This is a genomic window from Nocardia ninae NBRC 108245 (assembly GCF_007990755.1).
GTDB classification, from domain to species: Bacteria; Actinomycetota; Actinomycetes; order Mycobacteriales; family Mycobacteriaceae; genus Nocardia; species Nocardia ninae.
On record NZ_BJXA01000001.1, the window covers coordinates 43,147 to 62,950 of the forward strand.

17 protein-coding genes are annotated in these 19,804 nt (G+C 67.0%); 7 read left to right on the forward strand and 10 right to left on the reverse strand.

Annotated elements, in window-relative coordinates; all coding sequences use genetic code 11:
- Positions 1–42: 42 nt before the first annotated feature.
- On the forward strand, positions 43–1,605 hold the full coding sequence (locus NN4_RS00210; protein ID WP_186818179.1) for an alpha/beta hydrolase: 1,563 nt from the start codon (positions 43–45) through the stop codon (positions 1,603–1,605).
- 28 nt (positions 1,606–1,633) lie between these two features.
- Here the strand turns inward: NN4_RS00210 and NN4_RS00215 are convergent, their stop codons facing one another.
- The 5 genes from NN4_RS00215 to NN4_RS00235 all read right to left on the reverse strand — a co-directional run bounded on the left by NN4_RS00215 (position 1,634) and on the right by NN4_RS00235 (position 8,394).
- A complete protein-coding gene (locus tag NN4_RS00215; protein ID WP_186818180.1) occupies positions 1,634–3,010 on the reverse strand; it encodes a DUF6250 domain-containing protein in 1,377 nt (458 codons plus the stop codon).
- Positions 3,011–3,153: 143 nt separating this feature from the next.
- Positions 3,154–3,369, reverse strand: a complete 216-nt coding sequence (locus NN4_RS00220) for a hypothetical protein (protein WP_147127900.1) — start codon at positions 3,367–3,369, stop codon at positions 3,154–3,156.
- Positions 3,366–4,694 (reverse strand): family 1 glycosylhydrolase, encoded by a 1,329-nt coding sequence (locus tag NN4_RS00225; RefSeq protein WP_147127901.1) that lies wholly within the window; start codon positions 4,692–4,694, stop codon positions 3,366–3,368. Before NN4_RS00225 ends, NN4_RS00220 begins: the two co-directional genes overlap by 4 nt.
- A gap of 395 nt (positions 4,695–5,089) precedes the next feature.
- On the reverse strand, positions 5,090–6,028 hold the full coding sequence (locus NN4_RS00230) for a TIGR03621 family F420-dependent LLM class oxidoreductase (RefSeq protein WP_147127902.1): 939 nt from the start codon (positions 6,026–6,028) through the stop codon (positions 5,090–5,092).
- An 80-nt stretch (positions 6,029–6,108) separates the two neighbouring features.
- Positions 6,109–8,394 (reverse strand): MMPL family transporter, encoded by a 2,286-nt coding sequence (locus NN4_RS00235; RefSeq protein ID WP_147127903.1) that lies wholly within the window; start codon positions 8,392–8,394, stop codon positions 6,109–6,111.
- Between the two features lie 307 nt (positions 8,395–8,701).
- On the opposite strand from NN4_RS00235, the gene NN4_RS00240 reads away from it, so the two are divergent.
- Positions 8,702–9,178: a nitroreductase family deazaflavin-dependent oxidoreductase gene (locus NN4_RS00240; protein WP_147127904.1), complete on the forward strand. Its 477-nt coding sequence runs from the start codon at positions 8,702–8,704 to the stop codon at positions 9,176–9,178.
- A gap of 112 nt (positions 9,179–9,290) precedes the next feature.
- Positions 9,291–11,564 carry a molybdopterin guanine dinucleotide-containing S/N-oxide reductase gene (locus tag NN4_RS00245; protein ID WP_147127905.1) on the forward strand — a complete coding sequence of 758 codons (2,274 nt, stop codon included), beginning with the start codon at positions 9,291–9,293 and terminating at the stop codon, positions 11,562–11,564.
- A gap of 44 nt (positions 11,565–11,608) precedes the next feature.
- Here the strand turns inward: NN4_RS00245 and NN4_RS00250 are convergent, their stop codons facing one another.
- Positions 11,609–14,173 (reverse strand): excinuclease ABC subunit UvrA, encoded by a 2,565-nt coding sequence (locus NN4_RS00250; RefSeq protein ID WP_186818205.1) that lies wholly within the window; start codon positions 14,171–14,173, stop codon positions 11,609–11,611.
- A gap of 190 nt (positions 14,174–14,363) precedes the next feature.
- Between NN4_RS00250 and NN4_RS00255 the strand changes: the two genes are divergently transcribed.
- Complete coding sequence (locus tag NN4_RS00255) at positions 14,364–14,819, forward strand: MarR family winged helix-turn-helix transcriptional regulator (RefSeq protein WP_222594916.1); 456 nt, start codon at positions 14,364–14,366, stop codon at positions 14,817–14,819.
- A gap of 126 nt (positions 14,820–14,945) precedes the next feature.
- On the opposite strand, the gene NN4_RS00260 is transcribed toward NN4_RS00255, so the two are convergent.
- Together NN4_RS00260 and NN4_RS00265 are read right to left on the reverse strand one after the other, a co-directional pair.
- Entirely contained in the window at positions 14,946–15,722 is a 777-nt protein-coding gene (locus tag NN4_RS00260; protein WP_147127906.1) for an ABC transporter permease, read from the reverse strand.
- Positions 15,722–16,375 (reverse strand): ABC transporter ATP-binding protein, encoded by a 654-nt coding sequence (locus tag NN4_RS00265; protein ID WP_246180623.1) that lies wholly within the window; start codon positions 16,373–16,375, stop codon positions 15,722–15,724. Before NN4_RS00265 ends, NN4_RS00260 begins: the two co-directional genes overlap by 1 nt.
- Positions 16,376–16,479: 104 nt before the next feature.
- Here NN4_RS00265 and NN4_RS00270 point away from each other — a divergent pair, with 104 nt between their 5' ends.
- From NN4_RS00270 to NN4_RS00280, 3 genes are all read left to right on the forward strand, one after another.
- Complete coding sequence (locus NN4_RS00270) at positions 16,480–16,857, forward strand: VOC family protein (RefSeq protein WP_147127907.1); 378 nt, start codon at positions 16,480–16,482, stop codon at positions 16,855–16,857.
- Between the two features lie 67 nt (positions 16,858–16,924).
- The gene (lexA, locus tag NN4_RS00275; protein WP_147127908.1) at positions 16,925–17,575 is read left to right on the forward strand and encodes a transcriptional repressor LexA; all 651 of its coding nucleotides are present in this window, start codon (positions 16,925–16,927) and stop codon (positions 17,573–17,575) included.
- A 23-nt stretch (positions 17,576–17,598) separates the two neighbouring features.
- Positions 17,599–18,459, forward strand: coding sequence for an NAD-dependent protein deacetylase (locus NN4_RS00280; RefSeq protein WP_246180624.1), 861 nt, complete (start codon positions 17,599–17,601; stop codon positions 18,457–18,459).
- A 212-nt stretch (positions 18,460–18,671) separates the two neighbouring features.
- On the opposite strand, the gene NN4_RS00285 is transcribed toward NN4_RS00280, so the two are convergent.
- Positions 18,672–19,157 carry a DUF488 domain-containing protein gene (locus tag NN4_RS00285; RefSeq protein WP_147127909.1) on the reverse strand — a complete coding sequence of 162 codons (486 nt, stop codon included), beginning with the start codon at positions 19,155–19,157 and terminating at the stop codon, positions 18,672–18,674.
- A 248-nt stretch (positions 19,158–19,405) separates the two neighbouring features.
- Entirely contained in the window at positions 19,406–19,759 is a 354-nt protein-coding gene (locus tag NN4_RS00290; protein WP_206055141.1) for a YybH family protein, read from the reverse strand.
- Positions 19,760–19,804 lie beyond the last annotated feature (45 nt).

The following is a 19,804-nucleotide window of genomic DNA, read 5'->3' on the forward strand; positions in this document are numbered from 1 at the left end:
CCGCGTCGCGTACACAACTGCGGCTCAACCAAGGAAGTGCGCATGCGATCACATCCCTTGAATCGATCTCGACGGTCCAAGACCGTGCTCGCCGCCACGTCGGCACTGCTCTTACTCACCGGCTGCACATCCGCATCCTCCCCACCGGACTCCAGGGCGGATGCAGGCCTCGGCTCCTACCTCGCCCAAGAACTCGACTGGGGCGCGTGCGAGGACACCGCGACGAACACAGCGGACGCCGAGCTGTTCGCGAACCCGGCGCTCGAGTGCGCGTCGGTGCAGGTGCCGCTCGACTACGACGAACTGGAGGGCGAGAGGGCGCACGTCGCGCTCCTGCGCTTGCCCGCCACGGGTGCGGCCGAGGGCTCGCTGCTGGTCGACCCGGGCGGTCCCGGAGGCTCCGGCACCAGCTTCGTCGCGTTGACCGTGGCTCAGTGGCAGGCCGGCCCCGTCGCCGAGCGCTTCGACATCGTCGGCTTCGATCCTCGGGGGATCGGGTCGTCCACCCCGGCCCTCGACTGCTACACCGACGATGAGTACGACGTGGGCGCGGCGCCACGCTTCGGCGTCGTGTACGACATCACCAGCGCCGAACAGGCGTCCGAGCTCGCAGATCGTTGCGCCGAGGGCTCCGGCGGGGTCGCAAACCTGGTGAATGCCGGGTCGTCGAACGTCGTGCGGGACATGGACATCATGCGAGCGGTGCTCGGCGACGACCAGCTGACCTACCTCGGTTACAGCTACGGCTCCCAGATAGGCGCCATGTATGCCGCGAACTACCCCGAGAAGGTCCGCGCGATCGTGCTCGACGGGGCCATCGCGCCCGACCTGACGGCACCGGAGTTCCGCCTCTCTCAGTTCGCCGGCCTGCAGGCGCGGTTCGACGACCTCGCCGCGTTCTGCGCCGAAACCCCCGACTGCATACTCGGCACCGATCCCGCAGCAGCGAACGATCGCCTCCACGAGATCGTCCAACCGCTCGTAGAGACGCCACCGACCGTCGACGGCAGAGAGGTGAGCGTCTGGGACGTCTACCTCGGTATCTCCGGCGGGCTGTACTCGCAGGCGAGCTGGCCCGACGTCATCGCAGCGCTCACTGCCCTTGCGACGGGCCGGGTCGACGAGATGCTCGCCCTGCGGGACGCGTTCTACGGCCGCACCGCGGACGGCGACTACGCACTCGACCTCGACACGAACATCGCCGTGCGCTGCATGGACTGGCCCCGCCCGACGTCCGAGCAAACCACCGCGCTGGCCCGCAAAACAGGCGAAGTAGCACCGATGTTCGACCTCGACGTATTCACCGCAGGCGACTACCACAGCGAGTGCGAGGCGTGGCCCGCGCCGCCCACAGGCGACGAGCCGTGGCTCGCGCATGTCGAAGACCTTCCCGAGACTCTCGTGGTGTCGGTCACCGGCGATCCTGCGACGCCACACGAGGGCGGCGTCGCGATGGCTGACGCTCTGGGCGCAAGCCTGCTGACCGTCGACGGCAAGCAGCACGGCGCCTACCTCCTGGGCGGCAGCGAGTGCGTCGACCGCGTGATCGACGCGTACCTTCTCGACCTCCGAGCACCGCCCAGCGGCGCGCGCTGCAGCCTGTGACACATCCGGCCGAGCAGTCAGACCATTTTCAGCGACCGTACATCTCCATCGACCGTTCCGGCAGCGGCAGGCCGCGCTCCGCCGCGAGCCGCCGGTATCTCGACATGAGGGCGGCCGTATCCATCGCGGCTTCCTGGGAGAAATAGGACAGATGGCTGGCCACGAATCCCGGGTAGATGCAGTTCGGTCGCTTCAGGTAGGACGGGATATCGACCGAGAGTATGCGCTCGTCGTCCCCATCTCCGGATATCGCGGACATGTACGACAGATCCCGGCCCAGCCATGCGACGAAATTGATGCTCAGCCGTTCGCTCCAGAAAATGGGGGCGGTGCTGTTCTGCTCGAACGCATCCGGGTTGTCGAGGAAGTGGTTGTGCAGCCGCGTGGCGAGCTCAGGGCTTTCCCACAGGCTGCCGCGGAACCCGCCGGGCGGGAGCTCCAGCGTCATCAGACTCGCCGGGATCGCGCCTGATTGCTGCTGGTAGTAGGCGCACACGTTGTTGTTGACGACGTTCGCGGTCACCAGGAAATAGCGCTGCTGATCGATCCGGAACCGGAGGAAGTCGGCGAGTTTGTCGAGCTGAAGATAGACGATGTCGTCATCGCATTTCAGGAAGACGGAGTCGGCGTAATACTGGGCGTGGGCGGAATACAGATCGTAGACCTGCCCCCACCCCGGACCATCGGTGTTGTACAGATACTCCGTGACGCCCGGAAACCGCCATTCGCCATCGGAACCGTACCCGGTCTTCACCTGGACGTCGTACATTCCGGCCGGGACCGGCGTGCGGCTGCGGATGATCTCCGCGCCGTCGACCGAGAGGCCGACCCCGGTCGGGTCGATCGACAGCTCGATGTCCCGAAACGCGTTGCCGGACATGATCCCTGGCGTCGCGGCCACTGCAATGGGTGGCCGCTGGATCGCGCGGTCGTCGTGGTCCTGGATAAGGAGATCTCGATTGTCGATGTGGCGCAACACAGTCCGCTGGTTGGACCAGCCGCCGATCACGAATTCGTAGGCCGGGGCGTCGCCGTCCCCGCGATGCGGTCCGAAGGCGATGTGGACATCGTGTCCCGCCCGCACCCGGCAACGCCAGCGGGCATTGCCCGCAACAGTCACCCGGCCCGCGGGGAAATACACCTGATTGTCCGGTGACCGCCCGATCGCCGGGAACTGTTCGCGCAGCCAGCGATCGTCGGCTTCGTTGCGGGAGAAGTTCCAGACATGCCACTCGTCGATCAGCTTGCGCCGCATCGCCTCCGTCACGTAGCGGGTCAGCAATTCCATCCGATCGCGACGGCCGGCGAAGGTGACCAGGACGACGCGGTGTCCCGTGACCGTAGTAGCGGTCCGGTCGGCGAGCGGAGACAGGCCGGACAGAACACGGGGGCTGGTGGTGGTCATGCGAGTCGCGGTCCGTCCTCTTCCTGTCGAGCGCTGCCGGATGGGGAGTCCACCGGTCCTCAGCTGAAGGAGAGTATGCGATGTGATGTCCGGCTCGGACATTCGACGATCGGGCTGTTCATTTCCCGTTCACCGCACACGGATCAGTCGAGGTCCTCGCTGCTCGATCGGTCGCCGAGGAACCGCAGCAGCGCCGGATCCGTCGAGGTGAAGCGGTCGACTTCTTGACCGCCCGTGCATTCATACAGACCGATGGTCACCTGACCGACGCCGCGCCGGAGAACCCGCCACACGGCACCTGCCTCAGCCCAGCGGCGCAATACCGCTGTGGCGTCGGATGTTTCGTGCGCATCGGTCATCTCGGGACGGTGACCGGGTCGAGACAGCTGGCCGCGGCGTCGACGAGGGAACAGTTCTGCGGTGCCCGGGTGGGTCGGTAGTCGGGAGCGACGCCGCCCGCTCGGGTGATGGCAGCGTAGGCGGGGACCGCATCGGTGGGCTTACGGGTCAACGTCGGATCGGTCAGCACGTCGACCGTGTAGAGACCGAAACGTGGAGTGTAGGAACCCCATTCGTAGTTGTCGGTGAGGCTCCAGTAGTTGTAACCGATCAGGTTCATTCCGTCGGCCTTGGCGCGTTGCAACCAGTAGACGGTGTCCCGCAGATTGTCGGCGCGGGTGTAGCCGTCGGCACGCGGTGCGCCGTTCTCGGTCGGCATGCCGTTCTCCACGATGTAGAGCGGTTTGCCGGGGAACTGGCGGGCGTAATGCTGCAATGCGTAGTAGATGCCTTCGGGCTGTAGTGGCTGGGTCCAGAGCTTTTCGAAGTCGGGCGGGCCGGCCAGCAGGCTCTCGGGGGAGAGGCCGTAGTAGTAATCGATGCCGACGTAGTCGAGGCGCGCGCCGATCTTGTCGATGAGCGGCTTGTTGATCACGGCCTCGCCGGTCGGGATGTAGGCGACATTGCTGGTGACCATCGCGCCCGGCTGCACGCCGTGGATGTAGTCGTAGATGCCGTTGTGGGCCTGCGCGATTCGGTCGTGCATGGCCGGCACGTCGGTGGGGGACAGGCCGCCTTTGCGTAACTCGTTGACGATGTAGACCATCGGCTCGTTGAAGGTGACCCACAGCGGGTCGTTCGCGGCGTAGCGGTCGACGAGCAACCGCGCGTTGGCGAGCCAGTCCGCCACGATCCCCGGGTTGCGCCAGCCGCCGCGGTCGACCTCCCAGCCCGGGTATACCCAGTGGTCGATGGTGAGCATCGGCCGCATGCCCGCCTCGATGATCGCGCCGATCACGTTGTCGTAGAAGCGGAGTCCAGCCTCGTCCCATTCGCCGGGCCGCGGTTGTACTCGCGCCCACTCCAGGCCGATTCGATAGACCTGTACGCCGAGCTGGGCGGCCAGCGCGATGTCCGAGCGGTACCGGTTGGCGAAGTCGATCGAATCACGGTACGGGTCAGTGGTTTTCCCGGCAGCGACGTACCGGGACCAGTTGCTGTCGGGCGCATTCCCTTCCGCCTGGTATCCCGATGCCGCGACACCCCACAGGAAGTCGGCGCCGAGCGGTGCGACCTGGGCCGGTGGATCCGGGCGCGCGGCGGCGACCGCCGTGCTGGCGACGAGGAGCGCGGCGGTGGCGACCGCGAGGGTGGCGAAGACGCGGCGAGGACGCTGTGATCGCATCGAGCTCCTGTTCAACGAAATGACCGGGGCCATGGACCTGGGGGACAGCGTAACTGGTCGTATGTCCGTTTCGGGGAGATCTGTGGGGGTGGTCGAGCTGACGTACCGCGGGGTAGGGGAGGAGTTAGGCGGCTCAGCCCTTCGTTCGGGGGTAGGGGAGGGTGTAGTCAACGCAACGACTTCGGTTCGGGCAGTGCGTATTTCGGCAGCGTCGTGCCCGGACGAGCCCAAGAAGGAAGGCTGAAGGTCCATAAAAACCATATGGTTACTTAGATATGCGCATCTATCTATGTAACCTACCCATATAGGAACCAACCACGAATCACCAACGCCAAACCACCCGACACAGCCCGCTCGCCAGCTAAGAAGGGGAGCGGGCTGTTCCAGGCGGATTGCTACGACTCCGACGCGGAGAGTGCGGCAAGGAGCTGAGCACCGGCCGCACGGGCGGCGGCCCGCATGACGAATCGTTCGAACCCCCAGCGCTGCTGATGCGCACGCAACTCGGCCACCAACTCGTCCACGGTGCCGATCAGCACGAACGGCGCGCTGAGCAACTCCGCGACGCTGGTGGTCGGCACATCCTCGGCGAACCGCGCACAGGCCGCCTCGGCGTCGTCGGTGATCTCCACGTGCTGCACCAGCGCCTCGAACGCGGGTGTCCGGCCCGCCGCGGCGGCGGTGTTCCGGACGAGGTCGACCTGCGCGTCGATCTGATCGAGCCCCCAGCGGGTCTCGTGGTTACGGCCGTCGGCGAGGGTCCGCCCAAGCCCGGAGAAGCCCACGATATCGGCGGTTTCGGCGGCATACCGGAGCACGCGGGTCCCGTTGCCGCCGACGAGGACCGGCACCTGCTCCTGCACCGGACGTGGCCGAGTCAGCACGGCATCCCGGAGCTGAACGTGCTCGCCCGTGAAGGTCACCGTCTCTCCGGCGAGCAGCCGCCGCGTGGTGTCGGTGACCTCGACCATCCTGGCCACGCGGGCCGCCGCCGACGGATGCTCGCGGCCCTGCATGGTCCATTCGGCGGGGGTGTGTCCCGCGCCGATCCCGAACAGCGCCCGCCCATTCGACACGAGATCGAGCGTGGCGACCTCGCCGGCGAGCAGAAACGGTTCCCACATCCCGGCATTGACCACGTTGGTCCCGAGCCGGATCGTCTCGGTGGCCGTCGCGGCGGCGGCGAGGGCCACGAATGGGGACGCGAACGAGCCGGGGTGGTCGGGCACCATCAGCGCGTCGAAGCCCTCCTGCTCGCAGCCGCTGGCGAAGTCCGGCCAGGACCCTACGTCGATCATGTTGGCGGTCATGGAGAACTTGATCGGAGCGTTCATGCTCGACCTCCTTTCGAGCTGCCCACGCTAATTCGGCCGATCGGGTGCCGTAAGTGATTCCGCTGAGGGCGAATTCGGGTTCAGCGGCGCGACTGATCCGTGGTGACGACGGGGAGCCGCACGGTGACCGGGTCGGTGATGGGTGTGGTTTCGACGAGGTCGGTCATGTCGCGGTTGGCGGGGTGTTCGTCGTCGAGGACCGGTTCGCCGAGCCCGACGCGCTGTTGGAGGCGTTTCATCCAGGCGGGTGCCCACCAGCAGTCGTCGCCGAGGAGTTTCATCACGGCGGGCACCAGGAGCATGCGCAGAATGGTGGCGTCGATGATGAGCGCGGCGATCATGCCGTAGGCGATGTACTGCATCATCACCAATTTGGAGAACGCGAACGCGCCGGTGACGACGAGCAGGATGAGCGCGGCCGCGGTGATGATGCGGCCGGTGTGCGCGGTGCCGATGCGAATGGCCTCGGTGGTGGTCGCGCCTTTGGAGCGGGCTTCGACCATGCGGGACAGCAGGAATACCTCGTAGTCGGTGGACAGTCCGTAGATGATGGCGATGATCAGCACCAGGACCGGCGAGCTGATGGGCTGCGCGGTGAAGTTGAGCAGCTCTGCGCCGTGCCCGTCGACGAATATCCAGGTGAGAATGCCGAGCGTGGTGCCGAGGCCGAGCGCGCTCATCAGCGCGGCCTTGATCGGCAGGATCAGCGAGCCGAAGGTGAGGAACATCAGCATTGTCGTGAGGAACAGTACGACGGCGATCATGAACGGGATGCGGCCCAAAAGGCCGTCGATGGAGTCCTTTTGGATGGCGGGCTGGCCGCCGACGAGCATGGTGACGTTGTCGGGTACGTCGAGCGAGCGCAGATAATCGATGGTCTTGTTGGCGTTCTCGACCGACAGCGTCGCCTCTGTTTTATAGACGCCGGGGCGGATGGTCGAGGGGGAGGGCGTGCCGAAGGGGCCGTCCGCGGCGGGGGGTGTGACGAGGCCCGGTGCCAGATTCGCCTGCTTCACGACGTCGCTGATGCCGCGGGTGTTCTTTTCCTCGGAGATGAATACGAGTTGCACGGGATCGGCTTTGCGGAGCGGGAAGGTGTCGTCGAATGCTTCTTGCGCGAGCCGCGTCGGATTGTCCGGTGGTAGATAGGTTTCGCTGAAGCCGCCGAAGGCGATGTTCTTCACGGGGATGATCAGCAGCAGCAGGCCGAGGACGATCGGGACGGCGATTCGTTTGGGGTGCTTCATCACCCATCGGGTGGATCGGCCCCAGAAGCTGTTCTCGACCTCGTCGGCGGTCTTGGTTCTGCCGAAACGTTTGAGACCGAACATGTCCACGCGTGGTCCGAGGATGCTCAGCATCGCGGGCAGGACGGTGAGCGCGGTCAATGCGGCGAGCGACACCGTGGCGATGGAGCCGTACGCCATCGATTTCAGGAATCCCTGCGGAAACAACAACAGGCCGCCGAGGCTGACGATGATCATGGTCGCCGAGAACACCACGGTGCGGCCCGCGGTCATCACGGCACGGCGTACCGCGGTCCGGGTGTCGTAGCCCTCGGCTAGTTCTTCGCGGAATCGGCTCACGATGAACAGGCCGTAGTCGATGGCCAGGCCGACGCCGATCATCGAGACGACGCCGGAGACGAAGGAATTGACGTCGGTGAATTCGGTGATGAACCGGACGATGCCGTTCGCGCCGAGCACGGTGAGCCCGCCGGCGATCAGCGGCAGTGCGGCGGCGACCAATCCGCCGAAGATGAAGAACAGCAGCACCGCCACCACGGGGAAGGCGACGACTTCCATCAGATGGATGTCTTCGTCGAGTGAGTCGGTGAGGGTGCCCGCGACCGGTTGCAGGCCGGCGACCTGTACGTCGACGCCCGGAATGTAGAAGACGTCCTTCACTTTCCGGAAGTTGTTCACCATCTCGGTGTCGGTGTCGCCTTTGATGGCGATGGAGGCGAAGGCGCGGCCGAGTTCGGGTTTGCCGAAGGCGCTGCGTTGCTGCTGGCCGGTCTCGGTGCGCCAGTACGAGCCGTTGATCGCGAGGATTTCGTCGGGGTGCTCGCGGCCCAGGCTGTTGAGGTTGTCGATGATCTTGCCGCTGAACGCGGGATCGTCGAGCGATACGCCCGGCGGTGCGGTGTAGAGCACGAGGACGTCGGCGCGGTGGTCGCGCAGGTACGCGTCGTCGGATACTCGTGCGGCCTCGGCCGATTCGGAGGTGGGGTCGTCCAAGCCGCTGGAGCTGAGATGTCCGGACAGGTCCGACCCGTACGCGCCGAGCGCGAGCAGTGCGGCGCCGATGAGGCCGATGACGACGAATCGGAACCGGTGGACGAAGTTTCCCCAGTGCGCGAACATCAGGCGGCTCTTCGTAAGTGCGGACAGGTCGACGGTGTGCGGAGCGGCCTGAGGGCACCGATCATCAAGAGATTGCATCCTTCCGGTGGTCGCGCCCGAGGTGCGCGTTCTCCAAAGTACCGGCGGTGCGGAGCGATCTTCCTGAGAGTTCTGCATGGAAATCGCGCGGCCGACGCGCGGCGTCGATATCGGTTTGTCTTTCGTGCCACGTTGCCCGAGAACGGCTTTGCGCCGTGCCCGATGTGATCTGCCCCTCGGTCCGGCCTGCCGATGCGGCGCTGGGACGGCGACGTGTCACCATTCGAGGATGGTGTCGAATCCGCTGCCTCCGATCGCTCGACGGCTGGCGCAACAGCGCTGGGTCATGCGCACCGCGCCGGTCGTCATACCGGTGGAGCGCGCCGTTCGGCGCTGGACCGACGGGCGGATGGGTGTGCTGGATGTGGTCGGCCTGCCCTCGATCGAGGTGACGGTGCCGGGTCGCAAGACCGGGATACCGCGGACCACGTCGCTGCTGTATGTGCCGCGCGGCGAGAACTTTCTCGTGCTCGGCTCCAATTGGGGCAGCCCCAAGCATCCGGTGTGGTCGGCGAATCTCCGGGCCGCCGATACCGCCACGGTGCGGCACAAGGGCGCGCAGTTCACCGTCGGCGTCACCGAGCTCACCGGTGTCGATCGCAAACCCGCCTGGGATCTGGCCGTCGAGTTCTGGCCGGGTTACGAGATGGAGTACGAGCTCTCCGGCGGTCGTCAGTTCCGGATGTTCGAGCTGCGCCGCGTCTGACTCGACTCGACCGTGGTTGTTCGAAAAGTGTTCGCAGCGCCGGTAAGTCGCGTGTTTTCGGTGCGGTAGACGTGGCCGCCACTTTGTCGGACGGTCGGGTTACGGTGTCTTGGTGACCACGCATCTGACGCACTGGGGCGCTTTCGAGGCGGACAGCGACGGTGAACGGCTGACGGGTGTTCGACCGTGGCGCGAGGATCCGGAGCCGATGCGGCTGATCGAGAATGTGGCCTCCGCGCAGCACCATCCGACCAGGATCGATCAACCGTATGTGCGTCAGGGCTGGCTGGAGCACGGGCCCGGCGCTCCAGGACGTGGTGACGAGTCGTTCGTGCCGGTGTCGTGGGAGCGGGCGCTGGATCTGCTCGCCGGTGAGCTGGGGCGGGTGTATCGCGAGCACGGTGCGGAGTCGGTGTTCGGCGGGTCGTACGGGTGGGCGAGTGCGGGACGGTTCCATCACGCGCAGAGCCAGGTGCATCGGTTCCTGAACTGCCTCGGCGGGTATGTGCGGCACGTCAACAGTTACAGCCTCGGGGTGTCGCAGGTCTTGCTGCCGCATGTGATCGGCGACCTCGGTTTCGTGCTGGAGCGGGCGACGTCGAAGGTGGTGCTCGCCGAGCACGCGGAGCTGGTGGTGGCGTTCGGCGGGTTGTCGCCGAAGAACTCGGCGGTGTCGCCGGGCGGTGTGTCGCGGCACAACACCCGTGGGTGGATCGGGGCAGCGCGGGCGCGGGGTTGCCGGTTCGTGTCGATCTCGCCGTTGCGCGACGATATCCCGGCGGAGGCCGAAGCGGAGTGGCTGGCGCCGCGGCCGGGCACCGATACGGCGTTGATGCTCGCGCTGGCGCAGGTATTGGACGCGGAAGGCTTGGCGGACAAGGAGTTCCTGGACAAGTACACCGTCGGCTACGAGCGGTTCATCGGTTATGTGCGGGGCGAGGCGGACGGGATCGTCAAGACGCCGGAGTGGGCCGAGTCGCTCACCGGGTTGAGCGCTGAACGTATCCGGGCGCTCGCGCGCGAGATGGCGGGTGCGCGGACCTTCGTGACGGTCAGCTGGTCGTTGCAGCGTGCGCAGTACGGCGAGCAGCCGTTGTGGATGGGGGTGGTGCTCGCGGCGATGCTCGGCCAGATCGGGCTGCTCGGTGGCGGGTTCGGGCACGGGTATGGCTCGGCGGCCAGCATGGGCGAGCCTGCCCAGGAGTTCGCGCCGCCGCGGCTGTCGCAGGGGCCGAACGGGGTCGACACGTTCATTCCGGTCGCGCGAATCGCCGACATGCTGCTCAACCCCGGGCAGTCCTATGAGTACGACGGGCAGCATCTGGTGTATCCCGATATCCGGCTGGTCTACTGGGCGGGCGGGAACCCCTTCCATCACCATCAGAATCTGGCCAGGCTGCGCGCGGCGTTCGCCCGGCCCGAGACCGTGGTGGTGCACGATCCGTTCTGGTCGGCGACCGCGCGGCACGCGGACATCGTGCTGCCGGCCACCATGACCATCGAACGCGACGATTACGGCGCGGGGGATCGGGTGTTCTTCGCGATGAAGGCGCTCACCGAGCCGCACGGCACCGCGCGCGACGACTACGCCATCTTCGGCGAGCTAGCCGACCGCCTCGGCGTCGGCAAGGAATTCACCGAGGGCCGTACCGTCGGCGAATGGCTGCGGCATCTGTACGAGGAATGGCGGCTGCGCCACGCTGGGCATGATCTACCGGACTTCGACACGTTCTGGGCCAGCGAGCACCTCGAATTGCCGGTGCCCGACCCGAATCAGGTGTTGGGCGCGGACTTCCGGGCCGACCCGGAGCAGTTCCCGCTGAGCACGCCGAGCGGCAAGATCGAGATCTGCTCGGAGACGATCGAGGGCTTCGGGTACGCGGACTGCCCCGGCCATCCGGTGTGGCTGGAACCCGAGGAATGGCTGGGCGGTGCGGCGGCGACCGAGTTCCCGTTGCAGTTGGTGGCCAACCAGCCGCGCGCCAAGCTGCACAGTCAGCTCGATGTCGGTGCGTACAGCCAATCGAGCAAGGTCACCGGTCGTGAACCGGTGCGGTTGCATCCCGAGGATGCCGCCGCCCGTGACCTGCACGACGGTGATGTGGTCCGCATCGTCAGCAAGCGGGGCAGTTGCCTGGCCGGGTTGATCGTCGATGACGCGGTCCGGCCGGGGGTGGCGCAGTTGTCCACCGGCGCCTGGTACGACCCGGACCCGGCCGATCCGGCGTTCTGCCGTCACGGCAATCCGAATGTTTTGATCGCGGACCGTCCTTCCTCGAAGCTCAGCCAAGGTTGCACCGGTCAGCTGTCGCTGGTCGAGATCGAGCGGTACACCGGCGCGGTGCCGGAGCTGGCGGTCGATCGCCCGCCGCGCATGATTCGGTAAGTGGCGCAACACATTCGGTGAGATTCGGCTGGACCTCGATCGGCCTACCCGGCCGTGCTTTTCAGGTGCTCAGCAAGATAGCGGCCGGTGCTGCTGTGGGAGTTCTCGGCGATCTCGCCCGGGGTTCCGGTGGCGACGATGCGCCCGCCTGCGGCGCCGCCGCCGGGTCCCATGTCGATGATGTAGTCGGCGTTGGCGATCATGTCGAGGTCGTGTTCGATGACGAGGACGGTGGCGCCGTTGTCGTTGAGGCGTCCGATGACCGCGAGCAGGGTGCGGATGTCGAGCGGGTGCAGGCCGACGCTGGGTTCGTCGAAGATGAACAGGGTGTCGCTCTGGTTGCGGCCGAGTTCGGTGGCGAGTTTGAGCCGTTGGGCTTCGCCGCCGGACAGTGCCGGGGTGGCTTCGCCGAGGGTGAGGTAGCCCAGTCCGAGGTCGATGAGGGTGTGCAGCCGCGCGTGGACCCGGCGGATGTCGGCGGTGAGGTCGACGGCCTCGGTGACGGTGCGGGTGAGCAACTCGGGCAGGGAAATTCCGGCATCGCCAGGGATGGGGCGCAAGATCTCGCGTGCGGTCGGCGCGTACCGGGTGCCCGCGCAGGCGGGACAGTCGATGTCGACATCGGGCAGGAACTGCACATCGAGTGACACTTGGCCGGTGCCTTCGCAGCGGGGGCAGCGCAGTGAGCCGGTGTTGTAGGAGAAGTCCGCGGCGGTGAGCCCACGTTCGACGGCGGTGGGCGTGGCGGCATAGGCGCGGCGCAGATCATCGAGGACGCCGCTGTAGGTGGCGACGGTGGAGCGGACATTGATGCCGATGGGAGTGGCGTCGACCATGTCGACGCGGGTGATGCCCGGTGCGTCGACGGTGCTGACGTGGGTGGGCAGCGGGTCGCCCGCGATGCGCGCCGCGAGTGCGGGGACCAGGCTTTCCAGGATCAGGGTGGTTTTGCCGGAACCGGAGACGCCGGTGACCGCGGTTATCCGCCCTTGCGGGATGTCCGCATCCAGAGCGTGGACGGTGTGCAGGGGATGGGTCGCCAGGTGGATGCGACCGCGATCGAACATTTCGTCGCCGCTTGTGCGCGACCGCACGACCACCGGTTCCCGGCCGTTCAGGAATCCGCCGAGCAACGAGGCAGGGTCGGTGCCGAGGTCGGCGGGGCTGCCGATGGCGAGCACGCAGCCGCCTTCGCTGCCGGCGCCCGGGCCCATCTCGATGAGCCAGTCGGCTTCGCGCAGGACTTGGACGTCGTGGTCGACGCAGATCACCGAGTTGCCGTCGCGCAGTAGGTCGCGCATCACCCCGAGCAGGCCATCCACGTTCGAGGGGTGCAGGCCGATGGAAGGCTCGTCGAGGACATAAAGCACCCCGGTGGTCTGGTTGCGTACCGCGCGGGCCAGTTGCACGCGTTGGCGCTCGCCGGTCGACAGGGTCGAGCTCGCCCGATCCAGGCTGAGATATCCCAATCCCAGGTCTAGCAGTCGGCGTGCCATCTCGAGGAGCTTGTCGATGAGATTGCGTGCCATCTGGCGCATTTCCGCGGGCAGGGCCGACCCGAGGGTGGGTGCCCACGCGGTGAGTTCATCGAGGGTCTTGGCGGTGGCCTGGGCGAGATCGATGCCGTCCACCTGTGATTCGCGGGCCTTGTCGCTGAGCCGGGTGCCGTGGCAGGTGGGGCAGACCTGGGCGCTGATGAACTTGTCGACCCGGGTGAGCCCGCGCTCGTTGGTGGCCTTGTTCAGCGCTTCCTCCACCGATCGCACCGCGTTGCGGTAGGTGAAGTTCATCTCGAACAGCTTGCCGTTCTTCGTGCCGACCTTGATGTTGCGTTTCTCGGCCGGTCCGTGCATGACGATGTCGCGTTCGGCGGCGGTCAGATCCGCGTACGGGACGTCGGTGCGCACGCCCATCTCGGCGACCACCTGCGGCATCACCGTCGATCCGAACATCGACCACGGGGCCACCGCGCCGTGGTCGATACTGCGCGACGGATCGGGCACCAGCGTGTTCTCGTCCACCTCGCGCACCACCCCGGTCCCCGAGCATCGTGGACACGCACCGTCGGAGTTGAAGGCCAGCGACTCCGCGCCCGGCGGATAGAACGTTGCTCCGCACACCGGGCAGGTCAGATCGAGGTTGAGCGCCACGTCGATGGTGGGCCCGAGGCGGTGACCATTCGGGCAGCAGTGGGAACCGAGCCGCGAAAACATCAGCCGCAGCACGTTGAGCAGCTCGGTCGAGGTGCCGAAGGTGCTGCGCACCCCGGGCACACCCGGCCGCTGGCGCAACGCCAGCGCCGCTGGCACGTGCTCGACACTGTCGACGGCCGCGCGCGGCGCCTGCGCCATGCGTCGGCGGGTATAAGTCGACAACGCCTCGAGGTAGCGGCGCGATCCCTCCGCGTACAACACCCCCATCGCCAGCGACGACTTGCCCGACCCCGACACTCCCGCCACCGCAACCAGCGTGCGCAACGGCACCGACACGTCGATGTCTTTCAGGTTGTGGACTTTCGCGCCGTGCACCTCGATTGCCAGCGGCTGGGCGTCGATTCGTGCCCGGTCCGGTGCGCCCGTCTGCACCGGGTGGCCGTCGTCGCTGGTCATCACGCCTCCTTGGTGGAACAGGGAATCGGGTCCGGCATCGGCCGCTGCGGGTGTTCGCCGTGCAAGGGCGTCCACGTGGTCGAGCAAATACACGAACATGGAAGTTGCTTCCATGGAATATAGTTTGCTAACGTTGTGCTCGCAACCCGCTGGTGGCCGTCCACCACGACCACGAATCAACGGAATAGTGATGACAACGAACCTGAAGTCGCTGTACGACAACCTGATTCGCTACGAGATCGAACTGTGGAACGCCATCGACGCGGCCCTGCGCGCCGAGTGCGATATCCAGCTGACCTGGTTCGAAATCCTGCGATTCCTGGCCGGACACAGCGGTAGCCGCGTGCAGGACATCGCCGCGGAGTTCGTCATCACTGTCGGCGGCACCAGCAAGGTGGTCGACCGCATCGAGGCCGTCGGCTACTGCGCGCGCCGTGCGAACCCCGGCGACCGCCGATCCTCCCTCGTCGTGCTGACCGCTACCGGGCAGCAGGTCCTCGACCAGGCCACGACCGTCTTCGACCGCGAACTCGAACGGCGCATCGGCGCGGTACTCGACAACGAGACGATTCGCGCAGTCACCACGGCCCTCAGCGCGCTCCGCACCGCCGGGCAGGCATGCGACAGCGGGCCCGAATCCGCCTAGCGCCTCGGCATCGAACTCCTCGGGATGCCCGCCAGGTCCTCGATGCGATGCCGGACCGAATCCCCTCGGTCAGCGATGGGCCTTATGAGTGCCGTGAATTAGCTGCGCTCGGTCGGTGCCGGGCGGTCAGTCGGGGAGAGGCACGAGGCGCTGGGCGTCATCGAACAACGCGCGTTCGGCAACCCTCGCGGCGGCTAGCGCAGCCAGCGCGGTGGCCGCGAGCAGCATGTACATGACCACGATCTGATAGCGGATCGCGGTGAGCGGGTCGACCCCGGCCAGGATGAGTCCGGTCATCGCGCCGGGCAGGCTGATCAAGCCGACCACCTTGGTGGAGTCGATCGCAGGCACGAGTGCGGTGCGCAGCGCGGACTGCCGATGCGGCAGAAACGCTTGCCGCGCAGGCAATCCCAGGCACAGCCGGGCTTCGATGGCGGGTCGGGCCTGCCTGGCGTCCTCCCGGATACGGCGCAACGCGATACCCGTGGCCTGCATCGCGCCGGAGACGACCATTCCGCCGACGGGCACCACCACGCGGGGTTCGGTGGAGATCACGCCGAGCACTACGAGCGCGCCCAGGGTGATCGTGGCACCGACCGCAACGCCGATCGTCGCGGAGCGCCGCGCCTGCGGCAAGCCCGCACCACGACGTCCCGCGACCTGCCCGGCGATGATCACCATCAGGATCACCCACGCGAACGCACCGGGTAATGCGGTGTGCCGGAACACGATCAGCAGGATCGCACCCACCGCGACCAGCTGAACTCCGGCCCGGATCGCGGCGATCACCAGCTCGCGGGTCAGGTTCAGGTGCTGGCGATAGGCGATGAACGCGGCGAGCGCGACCAGCAGCAGCGAGGCCGCGACACCGGTCCAGTCGGGGACCGAAAGACCCTCCGCCATCACGGTTTCCGATCGCTCTGATCGTCCTGGACCAGATGCTTGTCGTCGAGTATCAGAATGTCGTCGGCGGCGGTCCGGACGAAACTGTGATCGTGGCTGACGAGGACCACGGTGCCGCCCGCGTCGACGTGCGCGCGGATCAGCTCGGCCACGGCGGTCGCGGCGACCGCGTCCAACGCCGAGGTGGGCTCATCCAACAGCAACACATCCGGTTCGACGGCCAACGCGCGGGCCAGGCACACCCGTTGCGCCTCACCGCCGGACAACTCCGCGCACCGGCGTTCGGCGAACGACTCCGGCAACCCGACGCGTGCCAACAGGGCGGTGACCTGCGCGGTCGACAAGTCCGGACGCCCCACCCGCAGCTCGTCGGCCACCACATCGGCCAGCAGCACCGGGCGCTGCGGCACCAACCCGACCCGACGGCGCAGCGCCAGTACATCGAGTTCGGTGATCGGAATGTCGTCGAGCAAGATTTGTCCACTGCTCGGTTCGGCGAGACGGTTGAGCAACCGCAACAGGGTGGTCTTGCCGGCACCGCTCGGCCCGACCACCGCGGTGCACCGGCCACCGGGCATGGTGACGTCGAGGTCGACGAGCAGCGGCGTCGAGTTGGCGACCACGCCGACCCGGTCCAGGACGAAGGTGTGCACGCGGCAATCCTGCTACGCCCCGCGCACTCCGACGCGCATCGGCCAGTACAGCGGCGATTTTATTGTGCTGCATCGGCACTCGGGCCACCGCTAGGCTCGCTGCCATGCTGCTGCGCCACGTGACCATCGACTGCGCCGATCCGTACAAGCTCGCCTCGTTCTGGAGCGACATCACCGGCTGGCCGGTCTCCGACGAGGACGAAGCAGACGACGACGAGACTTTGCTGGTCGCACCCGAACCGGTGCCGGGGTTGTTGTTCATCCGGGTCCCAGAGGGCAAAACGGTGAAGAACCGGATCCACTTCGATTGGGTGCCGACCGAACGCACCCGCGACGAGGAAGTCGAGCGGGTCATCGGGCTGGGCGCGACACTGTTCGAGGACCACCGCACCGCCGACGGTCTGGGCTGGGTCACTCTGCGCGATCCCGAGGGCAACGAATTCTGTGTCGAGCGAAGCACATCCGAACGCGGCCTCGGCTGAGGGCGCGACACTCCACCGGAATGGGCTGTGCGGCCGTGCGATCGGCGCCGACCTCTACGATGCCCCGGTGACCTACGACGACCTCGAGCATCTCGACACTTCCCGGCTGCCGGAGCGCCAGCAGCGGATCCTCGCCACCATCCGCGACTGGGTGGTGCGGCACGGTTACGCGCCGAACTCCCGGCAGCTCGGGGATGCGGTGGGGTTGCGTTCGTCGTCGTCGGTGTCAAAGCATCTGAACAGCCTGGAGGAGAAGGGTTTCCTGCGGCGCAGCGAGACGATGTCGCGCCCGATCGACGTGCGGATGTTCCTGCAAGGGTCGGCGCCGCGGGAGACCAACGAGGACTCGGTGGCCGTGCCGGTGGTCGGCGACATCGCTGCGGGCACACCCATCCTCGCCGAGGAACACACCGACGACATGGTGACCATGTCGCGCCAGCTCGTCGGCCGCGGCACCGTGTTCGGGCTGCGGGTGCGCGGCGACTCGATGATCGACGCCGCGATCTGCGACGGCGACATCGTGGTGGTGCGCCAGCAGAACGAGGCGCACTCGGGGGAGATCGTGGCCGCCATGATCGACGGCGAGGCCACGGTCAAGGTGTACCGGCGGCGCAACGGGCATGTGTATCTGGAACCGCGCAACCCCGCCTACGAGGTCATCGACGGGGACAAGGCTGCGGTGCTGGGCAAGGTGGTCTCGGTCATGCGCCGCGTCTGAACAGGGCGTCGTACGCTGAACTGATGTCGGACATGTCGGAACCAGGCGTCGAGCGGCTGGTCGAGGTACTCGCCGGGCGCCGGGTGGTAGTGCTCACCGGGGCCGGCCTGTCCACCGACAGCGGCATCCCCGACTATCGCGGGCCGGCCTCCCCGCCGCGCAACCCGATGACCTATCAGCAGTTCGTCGGCGATCCGGTGTTCCGGCAGCGGTATTGGGCGCGCAATCACATCGGCTGGCGGCGGATGGACGCGTCCCGGCCCAATTTGGGGCATCGCGCGCTGGCGCGGTTGGAGCGGATGGGTGCGGTCACCGGGCTGATCACCCAGAACGTCGATCTGCTGCACACCAAAGCCGGACACCGGCGGGTCATCGACCTGCACGGCACCTACGCGCGGGTGCGGTGCCTGCGGTGCGAGGCGTTGATTTCGCGGATGGCGTTGGCGGAGCGGCTCGAAACCGAGAATCCGGGGTTCGCCGAAGGAGCGACGACGAACGGGGTAGAAGTCGCCCCCGATGCCGACGCGGTCGTCGCGGACACCGACAGTTTCCGGATGGTCGACTGCGCGAGCTGCGGGGGAATGCTCAAGCCCGACATCGTGTACTTCGGGGAGAACGTGCCCAAAGAGCGCGTCGCGGCGGCGTTCGAACTCGTCGACGAGGCGGATGCGCTGCTGGTCGCGGGGTCGTCGCTGACCGTGATGTCGGGATTGCGGTTCGTGCGGCACGCGGCGAAAACCGGTCGGCCCGTGGTGATCGTCAACCGGGGGACCACCCGTGGGGACGAGCTGGCCACGTGCTTACTCGACGCCGGATGCTCGAGTGCGCTGGTCGCGCTCGCGGACGCGCTCGGCGACGTACGCGTTCTGTCCTCGGCGGGGTGAGTACGGCAGGTGGGTACGGTGTGTAGGCAGCATCCCGTGTACTCGGTGCCAACTTTGCGGGTACCCCGGTGTGGGTTTGCACGCGTGACTCGTCCCGCCGACCCCGGACCCGGGTTGCCGCGTCGGTCACGCCGCATGTGGCCAGTGTGCGCACCCGGCGGGTAGCGGGTCGGCGGCGACCGGGACTCGTCAGTGACCGCGGCAGGACGGGCTCAGTGCGGGTGGAGGTGCGTGACCAGCAGTCCGTGTTCGGTATGCAGGCGCGCGGCCACGAGCGAACGATGGCAGGCCTCCGGATCCCGCTCGACACAGAAGAGCGCAGCCATCGAGTCGCTCGGTAGCTCCGCCACGAGCGTGCCGAGGTCGAACGGGTCGAGGATCTCCCGGGTGTAGCGCTCGGCGTACTCCGATGCCAGCGCGACGCGGTTGCGCTTGCCGACACCCTGGCGGTCGTCCTCGCGGTACTGGAGTTGGCGCATCACGGTGGTCGGTGCCAGCTCTCGTACATGCCGGTAGCCGATGCCCGCTGCGGCGAGCGCTTGCTGGAGCCGCGCCGAGTTCGCCCAGGAGTACTCAGGGCCCCGAACGCCGCGGCGCTGGCGCAGGTCGAGCAGCAATCCCACGCCCGCGTCGGTGAGCTGCTCGATGAAGGTCGCGGCCGTGAAGCCGTAGACCCCGATCGTCGCAATTCGTTTCATCCAGTACCTGCCCAATCGGTGGCGCGAAGCCGCGCGGGGAGAGCGAGACGCTCGTCGCGTGGATTGTGAACGGAGCGTGGGCAATTCGGCAGCTCAGCCCATATCTGACACTCGAAGCGGCGCCGCACTCTCGGATCGCGGCACCGAGCATGAGTTCGGTCAGCTCGGCGCTGCTCCGTTACCTGCCCGCACAGCGGTGACCTGCCCCGTACAGCGGTGGGCTCACCCGAGCCCACCGCCCGCCTCCGCTACGGCATGAGCACCGGCTGGTCGAGCGCCCACAACCACGACCCGTCCGGCTGACGACGGGCGATCTCGACCGCCACCTCGCCGGTGGTCAGCGTGGACGCCGTCAATGCCAGATCGTCGCTCATCAGCACCGGATGCTGCCGACCCGGCGTCAGCACGGGCGCGGCCGCGACGAACTGCTCGTACACCTTGCGGATCTCCGCGTGTCCGGTCGCGAGGTTGCCGGGCGGGAACGCCAGCACGGCGTTCGGCTCGTACAACGCCACCAGTCCGTCGACGTCGCCCGCGTTGGCGCGCTCGATGAAGTACTTGCCCAGGTCGTTGGGGTCGGTGGCCACATTCTTGTTTGTCATACTCATAAGCCTCCCAACGAATCACGACATCCTGTGTCGTGTATT